Source organism: Peteryoungia wuzhouensis (assembly GCF_003205195.1).
Lineage (GTDB): Bacteria > Pseudomonadota > Alphaproteobacteria > Rhizobiales > Rhizobiaceae > Allorhizobium > Allorhizobium wuzhouense.
The window spans coordinates 51,413-76,434 of sequence record NZ_QJRY01000008.1 but is presented as its reverse complement, the minus strand read 5'-3'; the positions used below and the strand labels follow the sequence as shown (position 1 = coordinate 76,434).

Sequence of the window (25,022 nt, the reverse complement as noted above, 5' to 3'; positions counted from 1 at the left end):
TCAAGGAACGTAAATTATGGAAATCGGTCTTTCCCACTACCTGACGGTCAGTGCACTGCTCTTCACCCTGGGCGTCTTCGGCATCTTCCTGAACCGCAAGAACGTCATCGTCATCCTGATGTCGGTGGAACTGATCCTGCTCGCGGTCAACATCAACATGATCGCCTTCTCGCACTTCCTCGGCGACCTTGTCGGCCAGGTCTTCGCTCTGTTCATCCTGACGGTGGCTGCAGCGGAAGCCGCGATCGGCCTCGCCATCCTGGTGGTCTTCTATCGTAATCGCGGCTCGATCGCCGTCGAAGACGTCAACATGATGAAGGGCTGACACGGCTATGCTCATCTACAAGGCTATTGTCTTTCTTCCTCTGATTGGCGCGTTGATCGCTGGTCTCGCCGGACGCCAGATCGGCGCCAAGGCATCGGAATACGTGACCACCGGTCTGATGATCGTCGTGGCGCTTCTCTCCTGGGTCGTGTTCTTCCAGGTGGCGCTCAGCCATGAAGCGCATGAAGTCATCAAGGTTCCGGTCCTGCGCTGGATCCAGTCCGGCGGCATCGACGTCGAATGGGCGCTGCGCGTCGATACGCTGACGGCCGTCATGCTGATCGTCGTGAACTCGGTCTCGTGCCTGGTTCACCTCTATTCGATCGGCTACATGCACCACGATCCGCATCGTCCGCGCTTCTTCGCCTATCTCTCGCTCTTCACCTTCGCCATGCTGATGCTGGTGACCTCCGACAACCTGCTGCAGATGTTCTTCGGCTGGGAAGGCGTTGGTCTGGCCTCGTATCTGCTGATCGGCTTCTGGTTCAAGAAGCCGTCTGCATCGGCCGCCGCCATGAAGGCCTTCATCGTCAACCGCGTCGGTGACTTCGGCTTCATCCTCGGCATCGGTGCTGTCTTCGTGATGTTCGGCTCGATCAACTTTGAGACGATCTTCGCCTCGGCCCAGTCCTACCTGCCGGCTGAAGGCGCAGGCTCGCCGGAAGTTGTGCTGAACCTCTTCGGCATGCAGCTCGATCGCAGCCATGCGCTGACCGGCGCCTGCCTGCTGCTCTTCATGGGCGCCATGGGTAAGTCGGCGCAGTTCCTGCTGCACACCTGGCTTCCGGACGCCATGGAAGGCCCGACCCCGGTCTCGGCCCTCATTCATGCCGCAACCATGGTCACCGCCGGCGTCTTCCTCGTCGCCCGCATGTCGCCGCTCTTCGAACTGTCGCATGATGCCCTGACGGTCGTCACCGTCGTCGGTGCGATCACCGCCTTCTTCGCCGCGACCGTCGGTCTGGTGCAGAATGACATCAAGCGCGTCATCGCGTATTCGACCTGCTCGCAGCTCGGCTACATGTTCGTGGCGCTTGGCGTCGGCGCTTATGGTGCCGCGATCTTCCACCTCTTCACACATGCCTTCTTCAAGGCGCTGCTGTTCTTGTGCGCCGGCTCGGTCATCCATGCCGTCGACGGCGAGCAAGACATGCGCCACATGGGCGGCCTGCGTCCGCACATCAAGTGGACCTTCCGCATGATGTTGCTCGGCACGCTCGCCATCACCGGCGTCGGCATCCCGTTCACCTCTTTCGGCTTTGCCGGCTTCTTCTCCAAGGACGTGATCATCGAGGCGACCTATGCATCGCACTCGGGCGTCTCGGGCTTCGCCTTCTCGATGCTGGTCATCGCCGCGCTGTTCACCAGCTTCTATTCGTGGCGCCTGATGTTCCTCACCTTCTTCGGCAAGCCGCGCGCCTCGGCCGACGTCATGCATCACGTGCATGAATCGCCGATGGTCATGCTGCTGCCGCTCTTCCTGCTCGCCATCGGCGCCGTCTTTGCCGGTGTGGTCTTCGAAGGCTTCTTCTACGGCCACGAATACATGGAGTTCTGGAAGGGCGCGCTCTTCACGCTGCCGGAAAACGAACTGCTGGAAGAATTCCACCACGTGCCGGCCTGGGTTGCGCTCAGCCCCTTCGTCGCCATGGTCGTTGGTTTCGTCACCGCCTGGTACATGTATATCAAGAACCCGTCGGCGCCGAAGAAGCTCGCCGAGAGCCAGTGGCTGCTCTACCAGTTCCTGCTGAACAAGTGGTACTTCGACGAAATGTACGACTTCCTCTTCGTCCGCTCGGCCAAGGCGCTTGGTCGCTTCCTGTGGAAGAAGGGTGACGTTGCCACCATCGACGCCTACGGCCCGAACGGGGTTGCCGCAGCCGTCGGCGGCTTGACCCAGAAGGTCGTCCGCCTGCAGTCGGGTTACCTTTATCACTATGCCTTCGCGATGCTGATCGGCATTGCGGCCCTCATTACCTGGATGATGCTCGGGAGCTCCCTCTGATGACCGATTGGCCCATTCTCTCGACGGTCACCTTCCTTCCTCTGGTCGGCGTGGCTCTGCTTCTGCTGACCCGGGGTGACACGGTGCAGGGTCGCCGCAACATCCTCAATGTCTCGCTGCTGACGACGGTCTTCACCTTCGTCGTGTCGCTCTTCGTCTGGATGAACTTCGACAATTCCAATGTCGGCTTTCAGATGGTGGAAGAGCACGCCTGGCTCGGCACCGGCATTTCCTACCGCGTCGGCGTCGACGGCATTTCGGTGCTCTTCGTCGTCCTGACCACGCTGCTCATGCCCTTCTGCATTCTCGCCAGCTGGAATTCGGTCGAGAAGCGTCTGAAGGAATACATGATCGCCTTCCTGGTCCTTGAGACCCTGATGCTCGGCGTGTTCGTCTCGCTCGACATCGTGCTCTTCTACGTCTTCTTCGAGGCGGGCCTGATCCCGATGTTCATCATCATCGGTGTCTGGGGCGGCAAGGATCGCGTCTACGCGTCCTACAAGTTCTTCCTCTACACGCTGCTCGGCTCGGTGCTGATGCTGCTCGCGATCATGGCCATGTACTGGGAAGCCGGCACGACCGACATCTCGGCTCTGCTGCAGCACGACTTCCCGCCGCAGATGCAGACTTGGCTATGGCTCGCCTTCTTCGCCTCCTTTGCGGTGAAGATGCCGATGTGGCCGGTTCATACTTGGCTTCCTGACGCGCACGTTCAGGCACCGACGGCAGGGTCTGTGATTCTGGCGGGTATCCTCCTGAAGCTCGGTGGCTACGGCTTCCTGCGCTTCTCGCTGCCGATGTTCCCGCTGGCCTCCGACTATTTCGCGCCTTTCGTCTTCTCGCTGTCCGTCATTGCCATCATCTACACCTCGCTGGTCGCGATGATGCAGGAAGACATCAAGAAGCTGATCGCCTATTCGTCGATCGCCCACATGGGTTATGTCACGATGGGTATCTTCGCCGCCAATACGCAGGGCGTGCAGGGTGCGATCTTCCAGATGATCAGCCACGGCTTCGTCTCCGGTGCGCTCTTCCTCTGCGTCGGCGTGATCTATGACCGCCTCCATACCCGTGACATCGCGGCCTATGGCGGTCTAGTCAACAACATGCCGAAATATGCGCTCGCCTTCATGGTCTTCACCATGGCCAATGTCGGCCTGCCGGGCACCTCTGGCTTCATCGGCGAATTCCTCACCCTGATCGGCGTCTTCCGCGCCAATACCTGGGTGGCTCTCTTCGCTGCGACCGGCGTCATCCTCTCGGCGGCCTATGCGCTGTGGCTCTATCGCCGCGTTGTCTTCGGCGCGCTGGAGAAGGAGAGCCTGAAGAGCCTGCTCGATCTTTCCGCCCGCGAAAAGCTCGTGCTCTACCCGCTTATTGCCCTCACCATCTTCTTCGGTGTCTACCCGGCGCCGATCCTCGACGCGACTGCGGCTTCCGTCGATCACCTGGTGAACAACTATTCCGCAGCCTTGCAAGCAGCCCAGTCTCTGGCGCTGACTGCGAACTGACGACAGGATCCTTTGGACATGACCGTTGAAACTCTCATTGCAAGCCTGCATCTGGTCACGCCGGAATTGATCCTGGCCGTGGGTGCCATGGTGCTGCTCATGATCGGTGTGTTTTCCGGCGATCGGTCGACCAACGTCGTCACGGGGCTGGCTGTTGCACTCCTCGTCTTCTCGGGTGCCTGGTTGATCGTCTCGGATCCCTCGGGCCAGGCCTTCAACGGCGCCTATATCGCCGATGGCTATTCCCGCTTCATGAAGATCCTCGCGCTGATTGGTTCGATCACCGCGATGATCATGGCGGTTGGCCACGCCCGCTACGACCACCTCGACAAGTTCGAGTTCCCGGTCCTGCTGGTTCTGGCAACCCTTGGCGTCATGCTGATGATCTCGGCCAACAACCTGATCACGCTCTACATGGCGCTGGAACTGCAGTCGCTGGCCCTCTATGTCGTCGCCGCCATCAATCGCGACAGCCTGCGCTCGACCGAAGCTGGCCTCAAGTACTTCGTTCTCGGCGCGCTCTCTTCGGGCATGCTGCTCTACGGTATGTCGCTGGTCTACGGCTTCACCGGCAACACAGGCTTCGAGCAGATCGCCGCTGTCCTGTCGCAGGGCGAGCCGGGTCTTGGCCTGATCTTCGGCCTCGTCTTCGTGCTGGCTGGCCTGGCCTTCAAGATTTCTGCGGTCCCGTTCCACATGTGGACGCCGGACGTCTACGAAGGCGCGCCGACCCCGGTTACCGCTTTCCTGGCGGCTGCGCCGAAGATCGGCGCCATGGCCATCCTGGTCCGTATCGTCATTGATGCGTTCCTGCCGATCTTCGCCGAATGGCAGCAGATCGTCGTGTTCATCTCGATTGCCTCGATGGTGCTCGGTTCGGTCGCGGCCATCGGTCAGAAGAACATCAAGCGACTGATGGCCTATTCCTCCATCGGTCACATGGGTTACGCGCTGGTTGGTCTTGCAGCCGGCAACGACACCGGCGTCGCCGGCGTGCTGCTCTACATGATGATCTATCTGGTCATGACGCTTGGCACCTTCGCTTGCATCATGGCGATGCGCCGCAAGGAAGGTGGCAACGTCGAGAGCATCGACGACCTTGCTGGCCTCTCGACCACGCGTCCCTTCATGGCCTTCGTCCTGACCGCGCTGATGTTCTCGCTTGCCGGCATTCCGCCGCTGGCCGGCTTCTTCGCCAAGTACTTCGTCTTTGTCGCAGCCATCGAAGCCAAGCTCTATGCGCTCGCCATCATCGGCGTCGTCGCCTCGGTCATCGGTGCCTACTACTATCTCCGCATCGTCAAGGTGATGTGGTTCGACGAAGCCAAGGGTGAATTCGACCGCACGGCCATCGAACTGCGCCTCGTCTTCGGTCTCTCGGGCCTGTTTGTCGTCGGCTACGTCCTGTTCGGTGGACCGCTCGGCACCGCTGCAGAAGCGGCTGCAAAGACGCTGTTTAATTGAGCGGCGTCGGCAAGGCCCGCCGGATGTCGATCGACGATTTCCGGCATGTCGCATTGGACGAGGTATCGTCCACCAATACGGAAGCACTCGCCCGCGCTCGCGCGGGCGATTCCGGTTTTCTCTGGGTAACGGCAGAGCGCCAGACCGGCGGCAGAGGCCGTCGCGGCCGCCAATGGGTGTCCGAGCGGGGCAATCTTTATTCCTCGCTACTGCTGGTGGATTTTGCTCCCGCAGAGGAATTGGGCTCGCTGCCGCTCGCGGTGGCGCTGGCGGTCCATCAGACTATCATCTCCGTGATGCCGCTCGGTGGCGCAACCGTCGATATCAAATGGCCGAACGATGTGCTCATTGATCGCCGCAAGACGTCGGGCATTCTGCTTGAGGCCGAACGACTGCCCGATGGCCGAATGGCTCTCGTTATCGGCATCGGTATCAACATCCTGGCGCGGCCTGATCTCGCGCAATACCCGGTGACCTCGCTCGCAGATCAGGGCGTATCGATTTCGCCCGATGAACTTTTTGCCCGGCTCTTCGTCAACATGGCGGATGCACTGTCGGTCTGGGATGAGGGCAGGGGCATCGGCGAAATCGTTGCGCGCTGGCGCCAGGTTGCCTGCGGCATCGGCGAGAAAATCACGGTGAACCTGCCGGATCGGTCGATTTCAGGTATCTTTTCTGGAATTGATGATAAGGGACTTTTATTGCTCGACAGCGCGGCTGGAACTCTGTCCATCGCCGCCGGTGACGTGTTTTTCGGGTAAGACTGGATCGGAAAGAAAGAATGGCCAAGAACGACGAACTGGTTTTCCTCCCGCTGGGCGGTGTAGGGGAAATCGGGATGAACCTCGCATTGTACGGTTATGGTCCGCCGTCCAATCGCCAATGGATCATGGTCGATTGTGGCGTGACTTTTGCCGGCCCGGATCTGCCGGGCGTAGACCTCGTCCTTCCCGACCTGCGCTTCCTGAAGTCGCAGAAGAAGAACCTCAAGGGCATCATCATCACCCATGCCCACGAGGACCATTATGGTGCGCTGAACGATCTTTGGCCGGGCCTCAACGTGCCCGTCTATGCCTCGGGCTTTACCGCCGGCATGCTGGAAGCCAAGCGCGATTATGAAGGCTCGCGCGCCGAAATTCCGATCACGCCTTTCAAGCAGGGCGACCGGATCAATGTCGGGCCTTTCGAAATCGAGGCAATCGGCGTCAACCACTCGATCCCCGAGCCGATGTCATTGGTCATCCGCACACCGCTCGGCAATGTCGTCCATACCGGTGACTGGAAGATCGACCACAATCCGTCGCTTGGCCCGATGACCGATGAAGCCCGTTTCCGGGCCGTCGGCGACGAAGGCGTTCTGGCACTTCTCTGCGACAGCACCAATGCCATGCGTGACGGCGTATCGCCCTCGGAAGAGGCCGTCTCCGAAGGCCTGCGCAAGATCATCGAGGCGGCCGAGGGCCGTGTCGCGATCACCACCTTTTCCTCCAATGTCGGCCGTATCCGCTCGATTGCCCAGGCGGCAGAAGCCGCCGGCCGCGAAGTGCTGCTTCTTGGCAGCTCGCTGAAGCGTGTCACGGCAGTGGCCGAGGATATCGGCATCATGCAGGGCCTTCGTCCCTTCATCGCCGAAGACGAATACGGTTTCATTCCGCGCGACAAGGTCGTCGTGATCCTGACCGGCAGCCAGGGCGAGCCGCGCGCGGCTCTCGCCAAGCTCTCGCGGGACGAAATGCGCAATGTCGCACTGACGTCGGGCGATACGGTCGTCTTTTCCTCGCGCGCCATTCCCGGCAATGAAAAGGCAATCCAGGACATCAAGAATGGACTGGTCGAACAGGGCGTGCATATTGTGACCGACGCGGAAGCGCTGGTGCACGTCTCAGGCCATCCGCGCCGCAATGAACTTTTGAAGATGTACGAGTGGACCCGTCCGGAAATTCTGGTTCCCGTGCATGGCGAAGCCGCCCATCTTGTCGCCCAGGCCGAGCTTGGGCTGCAGGCCGGCATCAAGACGGTGCCGCGCGTGCGCAATGGCGACATTTTGCGACTGGCGCCGGGCCCTGCCGAAGTCATCGATCAGGCGCCGTTCGGCCGCGTCTACAAGGATGGCCGTCTGCTCGGCGACATGGAAGAGATGGGCATCGGTGATCGCAAGAAGCTGTCCTATGTCGGCCATGTTGCAGTGAACGTCGTGCTCGACAGCCGTTTCGACTTCCTCGGCGACCCCGATGTCGTGCCGATCGGCCTGCCCGAATATGATTTCGAGGGCGAGGCCATGGAAGACACGCTCTACGACGCCGTCCTGGGTGCCGTCGAAAGCATTCCGCGCAGCCGTCGCAAGGATCTGGGCACAGTGCGCGAGGCCATCCGGCGTGCGGTTCGTTCCACCGCCAACGAGGTCTGGGGCAAGAAGCCTGTCGTCACCGTGTTCCTGACCAAAGTCTGACAGACGGCAACGGGTGCTTCGCATAATCTGGCGCCACGTTTGTCCTGAAGACTTGTCGGAGGTTGCTCATGCTGGGCCGCGTCAATCACATCGCCATCGCCGTCCCCGATCTCGCCGCAGCTACGGCGAGCTATCGGGATACGCTGGGTGCCCATGTCTCCCAGGCCCAGGCGTTGCCGGAGCATGGCGTGACGGTGGTATTTGTCGAGCTTGAGAATACCAAGGTCGAACTGCTGGAGCCGCTCGGTGCCGAGTCTCCCATCGCCGCTTTCCTGGACAAGAACCCTTCCGGCGGCATGCATCACATCTGCTATGAGGTTGAGGATATCCTCGCTGCCCGCGACCAGTTGTCGGCAACGGGCGCCCGTGTTCTCGGCTCTGGCGAGCCGAAGATCGGCGCGCATGGCAAGCCGGTTCTCTTTCTGCACCCGAAGGATTTCTTCGGCACGCTGATCGAACTCGAACAGGTCTGATCAACCCGGACCCTGCAGTTTTCCCCGCATGCGACGCTTTGACCTTTGTCTGGTATGGTCTGTGCGCTTATAGGAAGTCCGTGCCGCCGGTCATGACATCGCGCGGCCTGAACGTGGAGCAAGTACCATGGCATTCCTTTCGGGCCTGGCCGTCTATTTCGTCATCTGGTGGCTGACTTTGTTTGCCATCCTGCCGATCGGCATGCGCACGCAGGAAGAGGACCAGTCCGTGGTGCCGGGCACCGTTGCAAGCGCTCCGAGCCGCTTCCGCGGCGGCCGCGTTATGCTGCTGACCACGCTTGTATCCGGCGCCATTTATGGCGCCTGGTATGTGGCGGAGACTTACTTCGGATGGGGTTTCAAGGATCTGCCGGTTTTTGTGCCGGGCCTTGTCCAGCAATAAGCCAAACACGTCGAAGGGTAGCTAGGAAGAGTGTGTCGGCTCGCCGGTCCTCAGACTGAAGGCGAATGCCTGTCGGAAGGGCAAAAAAAAACAAGGTCAAAAGACCTTGTTCCAAGTATCGCGTGATCCTTCACCAATTAAGGGGCTGCGACAAAGCGCGCCTAAGATCTGATCCTCCCAAGACTTGACCGCGAGAATGGCAAAGATTTGAACTCCTTGCCTCTTTTGTGGGCTGAACCTAGCCCAAACTATGGACGTTGTCACCCCCAAATCTTGCAGAATTGTAACAGTAAACGGAAAAATTTTGGGCGTGCAAATCTGTCGCATCTCCGTCATGAATTGCCAGTCTGCGCTGTGCTTGCGGGTCGTTGAGGGTGCGCACGCCGCCTGCCTGTGGGCGATTGGACTGTCTCCGGCTTGCGGGTTTTCTTCTGGAGTCCAACCGGCTATGAACGCATCCTGATATCCGTCTTCAATCGCTGATTCCGCGCGGCCGCGCGGCATCGTCAACTGTCTGGAATTCGTTATGCGTCTGTCGCGCTACTTCATGCCGATCCTCAAGGAAAACCCCAAGGAAGCGGAGATCGTGTCCCACCGCCTGATGTTGCGGACGGGCATGATCCGCCAGCAGAGCCAGGGCATCTATTCCTGGCTGCCGCTCGGCAAGCGCGTGCTCGACAAGGTGAACGCGATCATCCGCGAAGAGCAGAACCGCGCCGGCGCCATCGAGCTCTCCATGCCGACCCTCCAGTCGGCCGAGCTCTGGCAGGAAAGCGGTCGCTACGAGGACTACGGCAAGGAAATGCTGCGCATCAAGGACCGCCAGGACCGTCCGATGCTCTACGGCCCGACCAATGAGGAAATGATCACCGACATCTTCCGCTCGTCGGTGAAGTCCTACAAGAGCCTGCCGCTCAATCTCTACCACATCCAGCTGAAGTTCCGCGACGAGATCCGCCCGCGCTTCGGCACCATGCGCTCGCGCGAATTCCTGATGAAGGATGCCTATTCCTTCGACCTGACCCAGGCCGATGCGATCCATTCCTACAACAAGATGTTCGTCGCTTACCTGCGCACCTTCGATCGCCTTGGCCTGCGCGCGATCCCGATGCGCGCCGATACCGGCCCGATCGGCGGCAATCACAGCCACGAATTCATCATTCTCGCCGACACGGGTGAATCGGAGGTCTTCTGCCACAAGAGCTTCGTCGATTTCGACATTCCGTCTGTTGATACTGATTTCGACGATGTCGCCGGTCTGCAGAAGATCTTCGACAAGTGGACCTCGGTCTATGCGGCGACGTCGGAAATGCATGACGAAGCGGCCTTCGGCGCCATCGGCGAAAACGATCGTCTGTCGGCCCGCGGCATCGAGGTCGGCCATATCTTCTATTTCGGCACGAAATATTCCGAGCCGATGGGTGCCAAGGTCCAAGGTCCTGACGGCAAGGAGCACCTTGTCCACATGGGATCATACGGCATTGGCCCGACACGCCTTGTTCCCGCCATCATCGAAGCCTCGCATGACGACAACGGAATCATCTGGCCGGCCTCCGTCGCGCCCTTCGATGCCGTGGTGATCAACATGAAGGCCGGCGACGAGGCCTGCGACAAGGCCTGCGAAACGCTCTATGCAGCGCTGCAGGCTGCCGGAAAGGACGTGCTCTATGATGACACGGACGACCGGGCAGGGACCAAGTTCGCGACCGCCGATCTCATCGGCGTTCCCGTCCAGATCATCGCCGGGCCGCGCTCCGTGGCATCAGGCGAAATCGAACTCAAGGACCGCCAGACCGGCGCCCGCGAGACGATGACGATCGAGGCGGCGATCAACAAGCTGACCGCCTGACCTTGACGGCTTGACGCTGTCGGACTGACCTGAGGGCAAGGAGTGACCATGGCGAGCAAGGCTGCTGGCAACGACACGGCAGGATCCGAAAAGGGTTTGCCTGCGCGTGCCTTTTCCGGTTTCGAACGCATGGTGGCCTGGCGCTACCTGCGCGCCCGGCGAAAGGAAGCCTTCATCTCGGTGATCGCCGGTTTCTCCTTCATCGGCATCATGCTGGGCGTCGCGACGCTGATCATCGTCATGGCTGTCATGAACGGCTTCCGGACGGAGCTTGTCTCGCGCATCCTCGGCATCAACGGCCACATGATCGTCCAGCCGGTCGATCAGCCGCTGTCCGATTATGCCGAACTGGCCACGCGCTTCAGCGCTGTCGAGGGCGTCAAGATGGCGCTGCCGCTCGTTGAGGGCCAGACACTGGCCTCCGGCCGCGAAGGGGCGGGCAGCGGCGCTCTGGTCCGGGGCATTCGACCCGATGACCTCACCAAGCTCTCCGTTGTCTCCTCGAACATACGCCAAGGTGACATGGTCGGCTTTGCCGCAGGGCAGGGCGTGTTGATCGGCTCGCGCATGGCAGCACAGCTCGGCCTGTCGGCTGGCGATACGATCACGCTTGTTTCCCCGGAAGGCGATATCACGCCGCTTGGCGTCAATCCGCGGGTCAAATCCTATCCCGTCTCCGGCATCTTCGAGATCGGCATGTCGGAATATGATGCCTCGATCATCTACATGCCGCTTGAAGAGGCGCAGCTCTATTTCAACGTCGAAGGCATCGTTCAGTCGATCGAACTGTTCATCGACAACCCCGACGACGTCGACCGGCTGCGGCCGCTGATCGAACAGGCCGCTGGCCGGCAGATCTTCGTCACGGACTGGCGCCAGCGCAACCAGACCTTCTTCTCGGCCCTGCAGGTCGAGCGCAACGTCATGTTCATGATCCTGACACTGATCGTGCTCGTCGCCGCTCTCAACATCATCTCCGGCCTGATCATGCTGGTGAAGGACAAGGCGAGCGACATCGCGATCCTGCGTACCATGGGGGCGACCTCGGGCGCCATCATGCGCATCTTCTTCATGACGGGCGCTGCCATCGGCACAGCGGGCACATTTGCCGGCGTCGCGCTCGGCATCATCGTCTGTCTGAACATCGAGAGCATCCGCCAGTTCTTCTCCTGGATCTCGGGCACCGTTCTGTTCGACCCCGAACTCTATTTCCTCAGCCAGCTGCCCGCCGACATGAATGTCAGCGAGACGGTCTCTGTCGTGGTCATGGCGCTCAGCCTGTCCTTCATGGCGACCATCTTCCCGGCCTGGCGGGCCTCGCGCCTGGATCCTGTCCAGGCCCTGCGTTACGAATAAGGATGCCGATCCCGATGGCCAACGACATCGTTCTGTCTCTCACCGGCATCGACCGCCATTACGGTCAGGGCGAAACCGTGCTCTCGATCCTGAAGGGGGCTGATTTTACCCTGCGCACCGGTGAGACGGTGGCGCTGGTCGCTCCCTCGGGCACGGGCAAGTCGACACTTCTGCATGTCGCGGGTCTCCTGGAGCATCCGGATGCCGGCGAAGTGACACTGGGGGGCGTTGCCTGCCAGGAGCTGCCCGACGAACAGCGGACCGCAATGCGCCGCAACTCCGTCGGCTTCGTCTATCAGTTCCACCACCTGCTGCCGGAATTCTCAGCGCTTGAGAATGTGATGATGCCGCAGTTGATCGCCGGCCTGACCCGCAAGGAAGCGGCCGAGCGCGCCAAGCAGTTGCTCGACTATATGCGCGTCGGCCACCGTGCCGATCATCGTCCGGCCGAACTTTCCGGCGGCGAGCAGCAGCGCGTGGCGATTGCCCGCGCCGTTGCCAACGCACCGCTTGTCCTGCTCGCGGATGAGCCGACCGGCAATCTCGATCCCGAGACGGCGTCCTATGTCTTCTCCGCCCTCGAAGCGCTTGTGCGCCAGTCGGGCCTGTCGGCGATGATCGCGACCCACAATCACGAGATTGCGCGGCGCATGGATCGTTGCGTGACGCTCATCGACGGCAAGGTCGTCGAAATCCAGGCCTGATCCACTCTACATCCTTGGTTTCGTTGCGCGAGTGGGAATTTTGTTCCCGTGCGTGCCTTGGCTTTTTTAGGGTTGACAGAAGAACAAGAAGGGAACAAAATACAAACATAGAGGAAACAGGAGACAGACATGACCGAAATTATTCGTGACGTTGCTGCATTCACCTCCATGGCCGTATTCGTTGCCAGCATGACCCTCCTGATGCTCGCTCTGTGAGCGGGCATCGACGAAACCTGTAGACACCTGCCGATCGCCACAAACGTGACTGGACTTCGCAGACGCGAACATCGAAAATCTCGGTGATTCAATGTAATGCGAGGAATGGACGGTATGGGCGAGAGCACAAGCGGGATCGACGCACCTTCCGGATCGCTGACGGGACCGGGCTTCGTGCATCTTCGGGTGCATTCGGCCTATTCTCTACTCGAAGGTGCGCTCCCGCTGAAAAAAATCCTTGGCAAGGCCGTCTCCGACGACCAGCCGGCGATTGCGATTACCGACACCAATAATCTCTTTGTCGCGCTCGAATTCTCCCAGAAGGCGATCGGTGATGGCGTACAACCCATCATCGGCTGCCAGTTGTCGATCGACATGGAAGACTCGACCGGTGAGAAACGGGGCGGCAATGGCCATATGCCGGATCTGCCGGCCATCGTCGTGCTTGCCTCGGATGCTGCGGGTTATGAGCGTCTTGTCGATCTCGTCAGTCGCGCCTATCTCGGCGGCGATGCCGGCCAGCCGGTGCATGTCAAAGTCTCCTGGCTGAGGGAAAGCGGCACGGAGGGCCTGATTGCACTAACCGGTGCAGGCGGTGGGCCTGTTGATCGCCCGCTGCGCGATGGGCATGCAACGCAGGCACAAGCGCGCCTTTTGACCCTGAAGGATCTCTTCGGTGATCGCCTCTATGTCGAATTGCAGCGCCACGGCAATTACGACCGCAGCCACGAGCGCCGCATGGTGCAGCTTGCATACGACCATGACCTGCCGCTGGTGGCAACGAACGAAGCCTTCTTCCCGGCGCGCGATGACTACGATGCCCATGACGCCTTGATGGCGGTTGCCCATAACGCCATCGTGTCGAATGATGATCGCTTCCGCCTGACGCCGGACCATTACCTCAAGAGCCGTGCCGAAATGCAGGCCTTGTTTTCCGACCTGCCGGAGGCCCTGGACAATACGGTCGAAATCGCCCGGCGCTGCTCTTTCGTGCTCTCCACCCGTAAACCGATCCTGCCGCGGTTCACCGGCGGCAGCGACGATCCGGAAGAGGCGGAACGCGAGGAAGCGCTGGAGCTTCGCCGCCAGGCAATCGAGGGTCTCGACAATCGTCTCGCCGCCTTGGGCATGGCGCCGGGTTACGAGGAGAAGGACTATCGCGAACGGCTGGAATTCGAGCTCTCGGTCATCGAGCGCATGAAGTTCCCCGGTTACTTCCTCATCGTTTCGGACTTCATCAAGTGGGCCAAGCAGCATGATATTCCGGTCGGTCCGGGCCGCGGTTCGGGTGCGGGTTCGCTGGTCGCCTACGCGCTGACCATCACCGACGTCGACCCCTTGCGCTTCTCGCTGCTGTTCGAACGCTTCCTCAATCCGGAACGCGTCTCGATGCCTGACTTCGATATCGACTTCTGCCAGGAGCGCCGCGAAGAGGTCATTCGTTATGTGCAGCGGAAATACGGCCGCGAGCAGGTGGGACAGATCATCACCTTCGGATCGCTGCAGGCGCGGGCCGCTCTGCGCGACGTCGGCCGTGTGTTGGAAATGTCCTATGGGCAGGTCGACAAGATCTGCAAACTTGTGCCCAACAACCCGGCCAACCCGACGCCCCTCTCCAAGGCGATCGAGGAGGAACCCAAGCTCCAGGAGGCAGCCGCCGAAGAGCCTGTTGTCGCGCGTCTGCTCGAAATTGCCCAGAAGATCGAAGGTCTCTACCGCCACGCCTCGACGCACGCCGCCGGTATCGTCATCGGCGACCGTCCGCTGTCCAAGCTGGTGCCGATGTATCGCGATCCGCGCTCCGATATGCCGGTCACCCAGTTCAACATGAAATGGGTCGAACAGGCCGGCCTGGTCAAATTCGACTTCCTTGGACTAAAGACGCTGACGGTGCTCAAAACCGCCGTCGATTTCGTCGTCGAACAGCGCGGCCACAAGGTGGATCTGGCGGCGATCCCGCTCGATGACACGCTCACCTACGAGATGCTCTCGCGCGGCGAAACCGTCGGCGTGTTCCAGGTGGAAAGCGCCGGCATGCGCAAGGCCCTCATCGGCATGCGCCCCGACTGCATCGAGGACATCATCGCGCTCGTGGCGCTCTATCGACCGGGCCCGATGGAGAACATCCCCGTTTACAATGCCCGCAAACATGGCGAGGAGGAGCTGGCCTCCGTCCACCCCAAGATCGACTATCTGCTGAAGGAAACGCAGGGCGTTATCGTCTACCAGGAGCAGGTCATGCAGATCGCTCAGGTGCTCTCAGGCTATTCGCTCGGCGAAGCCGACCTTCTGCGCCGCGCCATGGGTAAGAAGATCAAGGCCGAGATGGACCAGCAGTCGGCCCGTTTCGTCGACGGCGCGATGAAGAATGGCGTCTCCAAGCCGCAGGCCAACAACATCTTCGAACTTCTCGCCAAGTTCGCAAACTACGGCTTCAACAAGTCGCATGCCGCCGCCTATGCCATCGTCTCCTACCAGACCGCCTATATGAAGGCGCATTACCCGGTCGAGTTCCTGGCGGCCTCCATGACGCTCGATATGGCCAACACCGAAAAGCTGGTCGACTTCCGCCAGGATGCCGGCCGTCTTGGCATCGAAGTGGTGCCGCCCTCGGTGCAGACTTCCTACCGCCATTTCCAGACCGGCCCGAACCGCATCTATTACGCGCTGGCGGCCATCAAGGGCGTCGGCGAAAACGCCGTTGAACACATCGTCCAGGTGCGCGGCGATACGCCGTTCGCAAGCCTCGAGGATTTCTGCTTGCGCATCGACCCCAAGCAGATCAACCGCCGCGTCTTCGAAAGCCTGATCGCCGCCGGCGCCTTCGACTGCTTCGGCCGTGACCGTGCCGAACTGATCGGCAGCCTCGACCGCATCATGGGTTATGCCCAGCGCGCCCAGGAAAATGCCGTGAGCGGCCAGTCCGACATGTTCGGTTCAGGCGGCGCCAGCGGACCGGAGCAGATCGCCTTTGCGCCCTATACGCCCTGGCTCTCCTCGGAAAAGCTGATGCGCGAGTTCCAGGTGCTCGGATTTTATCTCTCGGCCCACCCGCTGGATGCCTATCGCAGCCTGCTCGACAAGCTGCGCGTCCAGAACTTTGCCGATTTTTCGGTCGCGGTAAAACAGGGGGCGACAGCTGGGCGTCTGGCCGGAACCGTGATCTCGAAGCAGGAGCGGAAAACGCGCACCGGCAACAAGATGGGCATCGTCACCTTCTCGGATGCCTCCGGCCAGTATGAAGCGGTGCTCTTCTCAGAAGGGCTTAACCAGTATCGCGACCTGCTCGAATCCGGCAAATCGCTGGTCATCACGGTCGCCGCCGAAGAGCGTCCGGAAGGTGTCGGCCTGCGCATCCAGACGGCACAGTCGCTGGAGGAGCAGTCGATCCGCATGCAGAAAGCGATGCGCGTCTATGTCCGCGATTCCGGCCCCTTGCGCGCGGTCGCTGCCCACCTCAATGCCCGCGGCGATGGCTTGGTGTCCTTTATCGTCATCAAGGACGAAGGCAAGCGCGAGATCGAGGTCGAACTCACCGAGCGCTTCCGCATCTCGCCGGAAATCGCCGCTGCCATGCGCTCGACGCCGGGCGTGCTGGATGTCGAACTGGTGTGAGGGCGCTCACCCCTTCTTGCGCGTCACGGTAATGAAATCGGTCCCGTCGCCGGTCTCCGGGCCGATCCCGCTGTCGGAGATCGTGATGGATGAGCCTTCGCTCAGCATGGTCTCGATCTTCGCTCTGACATCGCCTGGGATGTCGAGCCGGGCGAGAGCGTCTTCTGCCGTCACGCGGTTGACGTCATCGGCAGGCTCGGTAATGCCCAGGCGCTTCAGCGTTGGGGCGGGCAGATGGTTCTCGATACTGACGCTGCGCCATTCCACCTTGCCCTTGAAACGGTCGACGTGGCTCGCTTCGATGAAATGCGTGCCCAGGCCCTTTTCGGGCGCGCGGATGCCGATCGCCGCCTCGTAGATCGGCTTGAACTTCTGCCGGACCATGATCTGTCCGTCGAGCGGTTTGCCGCGGCCGGCCGATGTCGTGAGCGCCGCGATGAAGCGGGGCGAGAGAATTTCGCCGTCCTTTTCGATCGACTTCCAGCGCTTGTAGCCGCGGATCGCGGCCAGCGTCTGGCTGCCGAGCACGCCGTCCGTGGCCCCTGCGTCGAAGCCAAGTTCGGTCAACATTTCCTGTACGTCGCGCACCTGTTCGCGCTGGCTGCGCCGGGTGATGAGAATACGGAGCGGCGGCTCGTCGTCGAGCACCAGCTGGGCGGCGGCGCCGGCCCTGGGCAAGACCTCGTTCATCGCGACTTCGACGGGTTTGAGCGACGCCTCGATCTTGGTCGGGCGCAATTCGGCATCCGACAGCAATCCGCCTTCAGGGACGGGTTGACGCGGAACGAAGAGGTTGGCGGCAAAGATCGGCTGCGGTGTCACCGGCTCGTCGGTAATGATCACATGGGCGCCGCGTTCGGTCATCGAAAACAGTGTCTTGGCAAAGCCGTTTGGCAGTCGCACGCAGCCATGCGAGGCCGGATAATTGGGAACCTTGCCCTCGTGCAACGCAATGCCCGACCAGGTCAGCCGCTGCATGAAGGGCATCGGCGCGTTCGAATAGATGTTGGATTCGTGATATTTGCGCTTCTCGAGGATCGAGAAGATGCCGGAGGGCGTCGTATGGCCGGGTTTGCCGGTCGACACCTTCGATGTCATCAGAAGCTCGTCGCCATCATAGACGGTCAGCGTCTGCATCGCCTTGGAGACGTAGATCTGCAAGGGGCCACGATCGGCGGCAAGAACGGAGTTGGTAAGGGCGCTGCTGGCCATGAGGCCAAGGCTGAAGGCGAGGGCGAAACGCTTGAACATGATACGACCGGGAATACGCAAAACAGGATGGCGCGATAGTATCCGGCGAAGTTTAAGAAAAGTTTCGCAATCGCTGGACGACGTGCCCGGTACACGGATGTTTGATCGGCTGTCCCCAGGCTTTTTCCGTCAGCCGCCGGCCGATTGTGCCCGCCGTCGTCCCTGCAATTGCGGCGAGGCGACGGCCAGCAGGAGTGCCGCAATCGGCAGCGCGAAGGCATGGCCCAGATGCTTGAAGCCCAGCGCACCGACCAATCCGCCGAAGAAGAACATCGAGACGATCGGAAGCAGGATCGAGAGCTTTCGCCCATCGACGGGGATGGGCGGATGCGACAGCAGGCGGGCGATCCCGAGATAGGCGAACTTGCCGAGCTCGATCCCGATATCGGTCACCATGCCGGTCAGATGCGTGGTGCGGATGCGGGCACCGGAAATCTTGGTGATCGTCGCATTTTGCAGTCCCATCACGAAGCACAGGAGCACGGCAGTGGCCGGCGCGACGGCGGCGTCATGGAGCGTGCCGAGACCGGCAAAGGCGATCAGCAGGCCGGATTCGAGTGCCAGCGGATAGGCATATTGCTGACGCCTGGCATGCCGCCGCGCCCAGTTGATCAGGATTGCCGAGCAGGCGGCGCCGGACAGGAAGGAAAAGAGCAGTGCCAGCCCCGCGCCAACCAGTCCGAACAAGCCGAGCGCCAGATCGTCGGCGATGGAGGAGACGACACCGGTCATGTGCGAGGTGTAGCGCCCGACAGCCAGGAAGCCGCCGGCATTCATGGCCCCCGCGATGAAGGCGAGAATGATGCCGAGCAGAAGGTCATTACCACGCCGGCGGCGGTATGAGGCCGCGATCCGCAAATGGCGCCATCGCCGATCTGCTCGGTGAGGGCGCAAAGCCGGCTGAGGCCTCGGTTCGTGGGCGTGGGGTAGGGCCATGTCAGACTCAAGACCGCTTTCCGGGAAAGGTGTAACCGGTCTGTACCGTACCCTTGCCGAACTTGTCGCGCAATTTGTCCATCGCCGCTTCCGCCGCCGCCCGCCGCGTGGCCTGCGCGTCGACCAGATCCGGCGGATCGGCCGTCGCCGCATCTTTCAGATCGCTGACCCCGATCCCGATCAGGCGAAAACGCGTTCCGTCGGCCTCCTTCTCCAGAAGCGCCATGCCCGTGCGAAAGATCCGGTCCGCCAATTGCGTCGGATCGTCCAGCCGCCGGTTGCGGGTCCGCGACTTGAAGTCGGCGGTTTTCAGCTTCAGCACGACGGTCTGGCCGGCGATCCCATGCCGCTTCAGCCGCCAGGCAACCTTTTCCGAGAGTTCTCGTAGATGTACGATCAGGTCTTCCGGCTTGCTGATATCGTCGAAGAACGTCGTCTCTGCCGAGACGCTCTTGGCCGGATCGTTGGGATGCACGCTGCGGTCGTCGATGCCGCGTGCCAGCCGCGCCAGCCGCTGTCCCATGACGCCGTAGCGTCGCATGAGGGCCGCTTCCTCCATCACCTGCAACTGTCCGATCGTGCGGATGCCGTCGGCCTGCAGAGTGGCGGCCAGCGCCTTGCCCACGCCCCAGATCAGCGTCACCGGCTTGTCGGCGAGAAACGAGATCGCCTCCGAAGCCCCGATCACAGAAAAGCCGCGTGGCTTCTGCAGGTCGGAAGCAACCTTGGCGAGGAACTTGCAGTAGGACAGGCCAACCGAGATCGTGATCCCGATTTCCTGTTCCACCCGACGGGCAAAGCGCGCCAGCACCCGCGCCGGCGGATCGTGATGCAAAAGCTCCGTGCCACGCAGTTCGAGAAAGGCCTCATCGATCGAGATCGGCTGCACCAGCGGCGTCAACTCCTCCATCAGCGCCCGCACCTCGCGCCCAACGCGCACATATTTCTCCATGTCCGGCTTGATCACGACAGCCTGCGGACAGGCCTCCAGCGCCTTGAACATCGGCATGGCCGAACGCACCCCATGGATGCGCGCCACATAACAGGCGGTCGAGACAACGCCACGTTTGCCGCCGCCGATGATCACGGGCTTATCGACGAGTTCGGGATTGTCGCGTTTCTCCACCGCCGCGTAGAAGGCATCGCAATCGACATGCGCGAGTGTCAGGTCATAGAGTTCCGGATGATAGACCAGCCGGGGACTGCCGCAGGCGCGACAGCGCCGCAGTCCATCGGGCTGCCCTTTCAGGCAGTCACGGCAGAAGCCGGGGTGAAGATGGTCGGTCGTTGACATCGCGGGAACAAAGGTTGAACATGCCAACCCTATGCCGCGCCCCGACGCATGACAAGAGCCACGCTCGGCGCAGTCAGCCTGTCCCCACGTCCTTTGTCGAAACGTCCACTCAATTGCGGAAATGCGTCTCGATCAGACCCCGTGCCTCGGCCCAGTCTTGTGCCCGCAGCACATGCGGCTCCGGATCCGGCGCAAAGCGGAAAATCGCGACATCCGGTGGCAGATAGACCAGCGCACAGTCCGGCACATGTTCGCCGACCGAGCGCAGATTGCCGACCATATCGTCGACAAAGGCAAGGGGCAGGGCGCGTTTACCATGCAGCGCCGCAACGATCGGTCCCTTCGGCTCCTCGCTTGATATCATCGGGTAGGAGAGCGTCAGCCGGTCGAGCAGCCGGCGCCGCACTTCCGCGTGTCGCGGCGGCATGGCGGTGAGAAAGACGAGATCGGCCTCTTCGGCCAGCGCATGCAGGCTGTCCACGGCTTCGGCGAAAGGCGTCTGCCAGCGATCCTGCTCGATGAAGAAGTCGTGGATCAAAGCATTGACCGCCACATCATTCAGCGCCGTCTCTGCGGCGTCGACGATATTGCCGGTCAGCTTGAACGAGCGCGGCAGCAGGCTGTAGCCGCGCTCCAGCAGGAAGGCTTCGAAAGGCGTGGCGAACTGGAGCACCACGTCGTCGACGTCGCAGACGATGAGCGGCGGTCGGCAAGCTTGATGTGTTCGAGATCGGTGAGCATCAGAACTCGCCCGAATCGAGCCCGGGTCGCACATAGTGGTGATAGGCAGCAACGACCACCTCGGGTTTGGTGTCCGTTGCCTGGCAGAATTCCATGAGGGTCGGCTCGTGCTGCATCAGGAATTCCAGCATGCCGGCGAGAAAGCCGGGGTCGTTGACAGCATCCCGCATCTGCCCCGGCTGCACGCCGGACAGGGCGAGGAACCGCGAGAGCATGTCCGGCTCGTTGGCCAGCCAGCCAAGGACAGCGACTGCTGTGTCTTCGGCGCTCGCAGGTATATCTCTGTTTTTCATAAAGTCTTTTCCTGTTTCCCTGGCAAATTACCGATTTCGAAACCAAATAGCACTAGCATGTAGGGTGACGGAAGATGCGAACTCGCGCCTGGGTCTGGCAACGGAACCCTGAAGATGCGGGACAAAGGACCGGGTGGATGCCGAAAAAGGTAATGATTGTCGAAGACAATGAGCTGAACATGAAGCTCTTCCGCGATCTTATCGAGGCCTCCGGCTATGAGACGGTGCAGACCCGCAATGGCATGGAGGCGATGGATCTGGCGCGCCGCCACAAGCCCGATCTGATTCTCATGGACATCCAGCTGCCGGAGGTCTCCGGACTTGAAGTGACCAAGTGGCTGAAGGACGATCCCGATCTGCACGTGATCCCGGTGATTGCGGTAACCGCCTTCGCCATGAAGGGTGACGAGGAGCGTATCCGCCAGGGCGGATGCGAAGCCTATGTCTCCAAGCCGATTTCGGTTCCCAAATTCATCGAGACCATCAAGACCTATCTCGGGGATGCGTGAGGAGCCGATGTCATGACAGCGCGTATTCTGGTCGTTGACGATATTCCTGCCAATGTGAAGCTGCTCGAAGCGCGGCTGATGGCGGAGTATTTCGACGTCCTGACCGCGAGCAATGGCTTCGACGCTCTCGATATCTGCGACCGCACCCAGGTCGATGTGATCCTGCTCGACATCATGATGCCGGAAATGGATGGCTTCGAGGTTTGCGAGCGGTTGAAGTCCAATCCGCGTACAGCCCATATTCCTGTCGTCATGGTCACTGCCCTCGACCAGCCATCCGACCGCGTGCGTGGTCTGAAAGCCGGTGCCGACGATTTTCTGACCAAGCCGGTCAATGATCTGCAACTGATTTCCCGCGTCAAGAGCCTCGTGCGCCTGAAGACGCTGAGCGATGAATTGCGCATCCGTCACGACGGCACGCGCCACGCTGGTATCGACGATGCCCTTCGCCTGACGGACGGCCGTCTGGAAGAGCAGGCCCAGGTGCTTCTCGTCGACAGCCGCGGCGCGTCTCAGGAGCGTATCGTCAAGACGCTGAAGCCGATTGCTGAAGTGAGCGCCCTGTCGGATCCCCAGGCCGCCGTTTTTGAAGCTGCCGAAAACGGTTACGATCTGGTGATCGTCAACAGCAACCTCGCGGACTACGATCCCCTGCGCTTCTGCTCGCAGCTTCGCTCGCTGGAGCGCACGCGCTTCATCCCGATCCTGCTGATCACAGAGCAGGGCGACGAGCAGATGATCATCCGTGCCCTCGACCTCGGCGTGAACGATTACATCGTGCGCCCGCTCGATCCGAACGAACTCGTGGCGCGTGCGCTGACCCAGGTTCGCCGCAAGCGCTACAATGACCGCCTGCGCAACAGTGTGCGCCAGACGATCGAACTGGCCGTGACCGATGGCCTCACGGGCCTCCACAATCGTCGCTACCTCGACACCCAGTTGCGCACGCTCTTTGCCCGCGCGAAGGTGCGCGGTCGCCCGCTCACCATCTGCATCACGGATATCGACCGCTTCAAACTGGTGAATGACCAGTTCGGCCACGATGCCGGTGACGAGGTTCTGAAAGAGTTCTCGGGCCGGATTCGGTCCACCGTGCGGGGCGCCGATCTCGCATGCCGCTACGGCGGTGAAGAGTTTGTGCTCGTCATGCCGGATACGACAGCGGATGTTGCAGCCAATGTCGCAGAGCGTCTGCGGTTGATGATCGAGGCCCGTCCTTTCCAGCTCCGATCGGGCGAGGTGCCCTTGATGCTGACGGCGTCCATGGGGATCGCGACACTGGGGCCGGGTATCGACACGCCGGAGCAATTGCTGAAGCAGGCTGACCGAGCGCTCTACGAAGCGAAGAATTCCGGACGAAATCGAGTTGTTGCGGCCGCCGCCTGAACAACCATTCACAGCTTTTTGCGCTGCCGTGAAAAAGGGCGATTGTGACGCCGTTGCACTGTTTTTCAGCGGTTACAGTTGTATCGTTTTCATTTCACCAATATTTCCGGCGCAATGAACGCCATTGCTTGACCAGACTGCATGCATTCTTTTGCATATCATAAAGACTTACCTTTATATTAGATATTTCTTTTGCGATCTGATCTGCGATCAATCCTTCGGACTTTACCCGTGCTTGCCGCTAAGCTTGTTGTTGAGACAGTGGACTATACAATTGCTCCGGGAATAAACGTTCGGGCGCGATCAACAAGTGCGGCCACTCAAGTCTTTCTGTCCCGAATTTAACCATATCAAGAGCATGCAACGTGCGGCAGTTAATAAACTGTTGATTTTTTTCTCTACTTAAGAGAGTTTGACCTCATCGAAAAAGACCTCTCCGAGAGGTTTTGGATACCCCATGATGTCAGGTCCGCCGCATCTCCTGGGTCGTGGGGTCGGTCGGTTGGTGTGCAACGTCAAAGCGGTTCCTCGTGCCGTGTTTGCATGCTGACCGACCCCCTTTCTAAAAGAACACCGGTTCCCCAACGGGAGCCGGTGTTTTTGTTTGTTCCCTGCCGGGAAGGGCGCGTCGGGCATCAACACATGCCAAAGAAAAAGGCGCGTCACAGAGTGACACGCCTTTTTGTGGAACCAGTCCGATCAAGAGATTACTTGATCTTGGTTTCCTTGAACTCGACATGCTTCTTAGCAACCGGGTCGTACTTGGTCTTCGTCATCTTGTCCGTCATCGTACGGCTGTTCTTCGTGGTCACGTAGAAGAAACCCGTGTCGGCCGTCGACAGAAGCTTGATCTTGATGGTTGTAGCCTTGGCCATGGTCGTCCTGCCTCTAATAAACGAAGCCGTGGACGACCGAACGAGGTCCACGGCAAATCTGGCGCGAAACTACAAATCGCGCCCGAAAAGTCAAGTGCGTTTCCGGGTAAAAAGCAGGCGACCCAAGGAAAGCACGACATAGAGGGCGAAGAAGCCCGCGATTGCCCAGGCAAAACCGTCGTTTCCTGTGAGATCGATGGCGGCGCCAATCGCCTGTGGGCCGGCAACCGTGCCGACCGCGTAGCAGAAGATGAAGGCCGCATTGGCGGCCGCCAAGTCTGCCCCGGTGAGTCGCGAGCCGAGATGGCTGAGCCCGATCGTATAAAGACCGGATACGCAGCCGCCCCAGAACAGCAGCACGACCGCCATCAGCTGCCAGTGGTCGGACAGGAGAGGCAGCGCCATCGAGCCACACAGCCCGATGAAGGCGAGAACCGAGAGCAGCAGCCGGCGGTCCTTCATGCGGTCGGAGAGCAGCCCCAGCGGGATCTGGAACACCATGTTGCCGATGCCCATGACGGTGAGCAGCAGGGCGGCCTGCGTCTCGGTAAAGCCCGTACGGGTGGCATAGATCGGAAAGAGCGACAGCCCGCCCGCTTCGACAGCGCCGAAGACGAAGACGGCAACGGTCGCGGTCGGAACGAGGAAGATGTAGCGGAAGAAATGCATCTCCGGCTTCTCGTTCAGCAGCGGACTTTCGAAACGGGCGATATAGATGGGAATGGCGGCCGCAAGGATGGCCGCAGCACCGACTGCGAACGGCAGCAGCCCGTCACTGCCGATGGCGGAGAAGATCAGCGGCCCGGAGGCGAAGCCGACCGCGAGCATGGTGGCATAGATGCCCATGACCAGGCCACGCTTGCGCGATGGCGCTGCGGCATTGATCCAGAATTCCGACAGGATGAAGAGGGTGGTCGTCGCGCCATGAAAGACGATGCGCAGCGGAAACCACATCCAGAACTGCGTCGCATAATAGAAGCCGACGGCACTGATGGCAGAGAGAAGCACGGCCCAGAGCATGGTGGGAACCACGCCGAGCTTGTGGGCAATCTTGGTTGTCACCGGCGCTGCCGCCATCGCGGCTATGCCGGCCATGGCGGAGTTGAGGCCGATCAGGGTGGACGAGATGCCACGCTTCTCGAGGATGATGCTGAGCAGCGGAAGGCCGAGCCCAATGGCGATGCCGACGGCCGAGATGGCGGAGATAGCCGCGACCAGTGATGGCCAGTGGATCTCTTCCCGGTCGCCGTTCAGGCAGTCCTTCGGCTCAGCCATCATGCACCATCCCAAAATGACCACGCGCCGGGGCCGGGAAGGGCCACAGCAAACAAATATTCGGCATCTTGAATGGCATGGAAATGTACGAG

At 60.8% G+C, this 25,022-nt stretch carries 21 protein-coding genes; 14 read left to right on the top strand and 7 right to left on the bottom strand.

Annotation, left to right across the window (positions count from 1 at the left end; translation table 11 throughout):
- The first annotated feature begins 16 nt into the window (after window positions 1-16).
- The 12 genes from nuoK (at window position 17) to dnaE (ending at window position 16,370) form a co-directional block, all read left to right on the top strand.
- Window positions 17-325 carry an NADH-quinone oxidoreductase subunit NuoK gene (gene nuoK, locus DMY87_RS19755; protein ID WP_062274594.1) on the top strand — a complete coding sequence of 103 codons (309 nt, stop codon included), beginning with the start codon at window positions 17-19 and terminating at the stop codon, window positions 323-325.
- Window positions 326-332: 7 nt separating this feature from the next.
- On the top strand, window positions 333-2,330 hold the full coding sequence (gene nuoL / locus DMY87_RS19750; RefSeq protein WP_110793353.1) for an NADH-quinone oxidoreductase subunit L: 1,998 nt from the start codon (window positions 333-335) through the stop codon (window positions 2,328-2,330).
- Entirely contained in the window at window positions 2,330-3,841 is a 1,512-nt protein-coding gene (locus DMY87_RS19745) for an NADH-quinone oxidoreductase subunit M (RefSeq protein WP_110793352.1), read from the top strand. The genes nuoL and DMY87_RS19745 overlap by 1 nt, the downstream gene beginning before the upstream one ends.
- Before the next feature lie 18 nt (window positions 3,842-3,859).
- Entirely contained in the window at window positions 3,860-5,305 is a 1,446-nt protein-coding gene (nuoN, locus tag DMY87_RS19740; RefSeq protein ID WP_110793351.1) for an NADH-quinone oxidoreductase subunit NuoN, read from the top strand.
- A gap of 23 nt (window positions 5,306-5,328) precedes the next feature.
- On the top strand, window positions 5,329-6,066 hold the full coding sequence (locus DMY87_RS19735; protein WP_110793578.1) for a biotin--[acetyl-CoA-carboxylase] ligase: 738 nt from the start codon (window positions 5,329-5,331) through the stop codon (window positions 6,064-6,066).
- 20 nt (window positions 6,067-6,086) lie between these two features.
- On the top strand, window positions 6,087-7,754 hold the full coding sequence (locus DMY87_RS19730; protein ID WP_110793350.1) for a ribonuclease J: 1,668 nt from the start codon (window positions 6,087-6,089) through the stop codon (window positions 7,752-7,754).
- Between the two features lie 68 nt (window positions 7,755-7,822).
- Window positions 7,823-8,227, top strand: coding sequence for a methylmalonyl-CoA epimerase (gene mce, locus DMY87_RS19725; RefSeq protein WP_110793349.1), 405 nt, complete (start codon window positions 7,823-7,825; stop codon window positions 8,225-8,227).
- A 127-nt stretch (window positions 8,228-8,354) separates the two neighbouring features.
- Window positions 8,355-8,630, top strand: coding sequence for a DUF1467 family protein (locus DMY87_RS19720; RefSeq protein WP_110793348.1), 276 nt, complete (start codon window positions 8,355-8,357; stop codon window positions 8,628-8,630).
- A gap of 526 nt (window positions 8,631-9,156) precedes the next feature.
- Window positions 9,157-10,479, top strand: a complete 1,323-nt coding sequence (gene proS, locus DMY87_RS19715; RefSeq protein WP_110793347.1) for a proline--tRNA ligase — start codon at window positions 9,157-9,159, stop codon at window positions 10,477-10,479.
- Between the two features lie 48 nt (window positions 10,480-10,527).
- Entirely contained in the window at window positions 10,528-11,835 is a 1,308-nt protein-coding gene (locus DMY87_RS19710) for a lipoprotein-releasing ABC transporter permease subunit (RefSeq protein WP_110793346.1), read from the top strand.
- 14 nt (window positions 11,836-11,849) lie between these two features.
- Window positions 11,850-12,539 carry an ABC transporter ATP-binding protein gene (locus DMY87_RS19705; RefSeq protein ID WP_110793577.1) on the top strand — a complete coding sequence of 230 codons (690 nt, stop codon included), beginning with the start codon at window positions 11,850-11,852 and terminating at the stop codon, window positions 12,537-12,539.
- A 330-nt stretch (window positions 12,540-12,869) separates the two neighbouring features.
- Window positions 12,870-16,370, top strand: a complete 3,501-nt coding sequence (gene dnaE / locus DMY87_RS19700; protein ID WP_110793345.1) for a DNA polymerase III subunit alpha — start codon at window positions 12,870-12,872, stop codon at window positions 16,368-16,370.
- A gap of 6 nt (window positions 16,371-16,376) precedes the next feature.
- Here dnaE and DMY87_RS19695 read toward each other — a convergent pair whose 3' ends face one another.
- From DMY87_RS19695 to DMY87_RS19675, 5 genes are all read right to left on the bottom strand, one after another.
- Window positions 16,377-17,621: a L,D-transpeptidase family protein gene (locus DMY87_RS19695; RefSeq protein WP_110793576.1), complete on the bottom strand. Its 1,245-nt coding sequence runs from the start codon at window positions 17,619-17,621 to the stop codon at window positions 16,377-16,379.
- Window positions 17,622-17,750: 129 nt separating this feature from the next.
- Window positions 17,751-18,479: a YoaK family protein gene (locus tag DMY87_RS19690; RefSeq protein WP_245408987.1), complete on the bottom strand. Its 729-nt coding sequence runs from the start codon at window positions 18,477-18,479 to the stop codon at window positions 17,751-17,753.
- An 85-nt stretch (window positions 18,480-18,564) separates the two neighbouring features.
- Window positions 18,565-19,851: a DNA polymerase IV gene (locus DMY87_RS19685; protein ID WP_110793343.1), complete on the bottom strand. Its 1,287-nt coding sequence runs from the start codon at window positions 19,849-19,851 to the stop codon at window positions 18,565-18,567.
- A 109-nt stretch (window positions 19,852-19,960) separates the two neighbouring features.
- Complete coding sequence (locus DMY87_RS19680) at window positions 19,961-20,524, bottom strand: hypothetical protein (protein ID WP_245408986.1); 564 nt, start codon at window positions 20,522-20,524, stop codon at window positions 19,961-19,963.
- A 67-nt stretch (window positions 20,525-20,591) separates the two neighbouring features.
- Window positions 20,592-20,885: a DUF3572 domain-containing protein gene (locus tag DMY87_RS19675; RefSeq protein ID WP_110793342.1), complete on the bottom strand. Its 294-nt coding sequence runs from the start codon at window positions 20,883-20,885 to the stop codon at window positions 20,592-20,594.
- Window positions 20,886-21,022: 137 nt separating this feature from the next.
- On the opposite strand from DMY87_RS19675, the gene DMY87_RS19670 reads away from it, so the two are divergent.
- Complete coding sequence (locus DMY87_RS19670) at window positions 21,023-21,394, top strand: response regulator (RefSeq protein WP_062274548.1); 372 nt, start codon at window positions 21,023-21,025, stop codon at window positions 21,392-21,394.
- A gap of 12 nt (window positions 21,395-21,406) precedes the next feature.
- Window positions 21,407-22,780, top strand: a complete 1,374-nt coding sequence (locus DMY87_RS19665; protein WP_110793341.1) for a PleD family two-component system response regulator — start codon at window positions 21,407-21,409, stop codon at window positions 22,778-22,780.
- 707 nt (window positions 22,781-23,487) lie between these two features.
- Here DMY87_RS19665 and rpmG read toward each other — a convergent pair.
- On the bottom strand, window positions 23,488-23,655 hold the full coding sequence (gene rpmG / locus DMY87_RS19660) for a 50S ribosomal protein L33 (RefSeq protein WP_003547442.1): 168 nt from the start codon (window positions 23,653-23,655) through the stop codon (window positions 23,488-23,490).
- Between the two features lie 90 nt (window positions 23,656-23,745).
- Window positions 23,746-24,930 (bottom strand): MFS transporter, encoded by a 1,185-nt coding sequence (locus DMY87_RS19655; RefSeq protein WP_110793574.1) that lies wholly within the window; start codon window positions 24,928-24,930, stop codon window positions 23,746-23,748.
- Window positions 24,931-25,022: the final 92 nt, after the last annotated feature.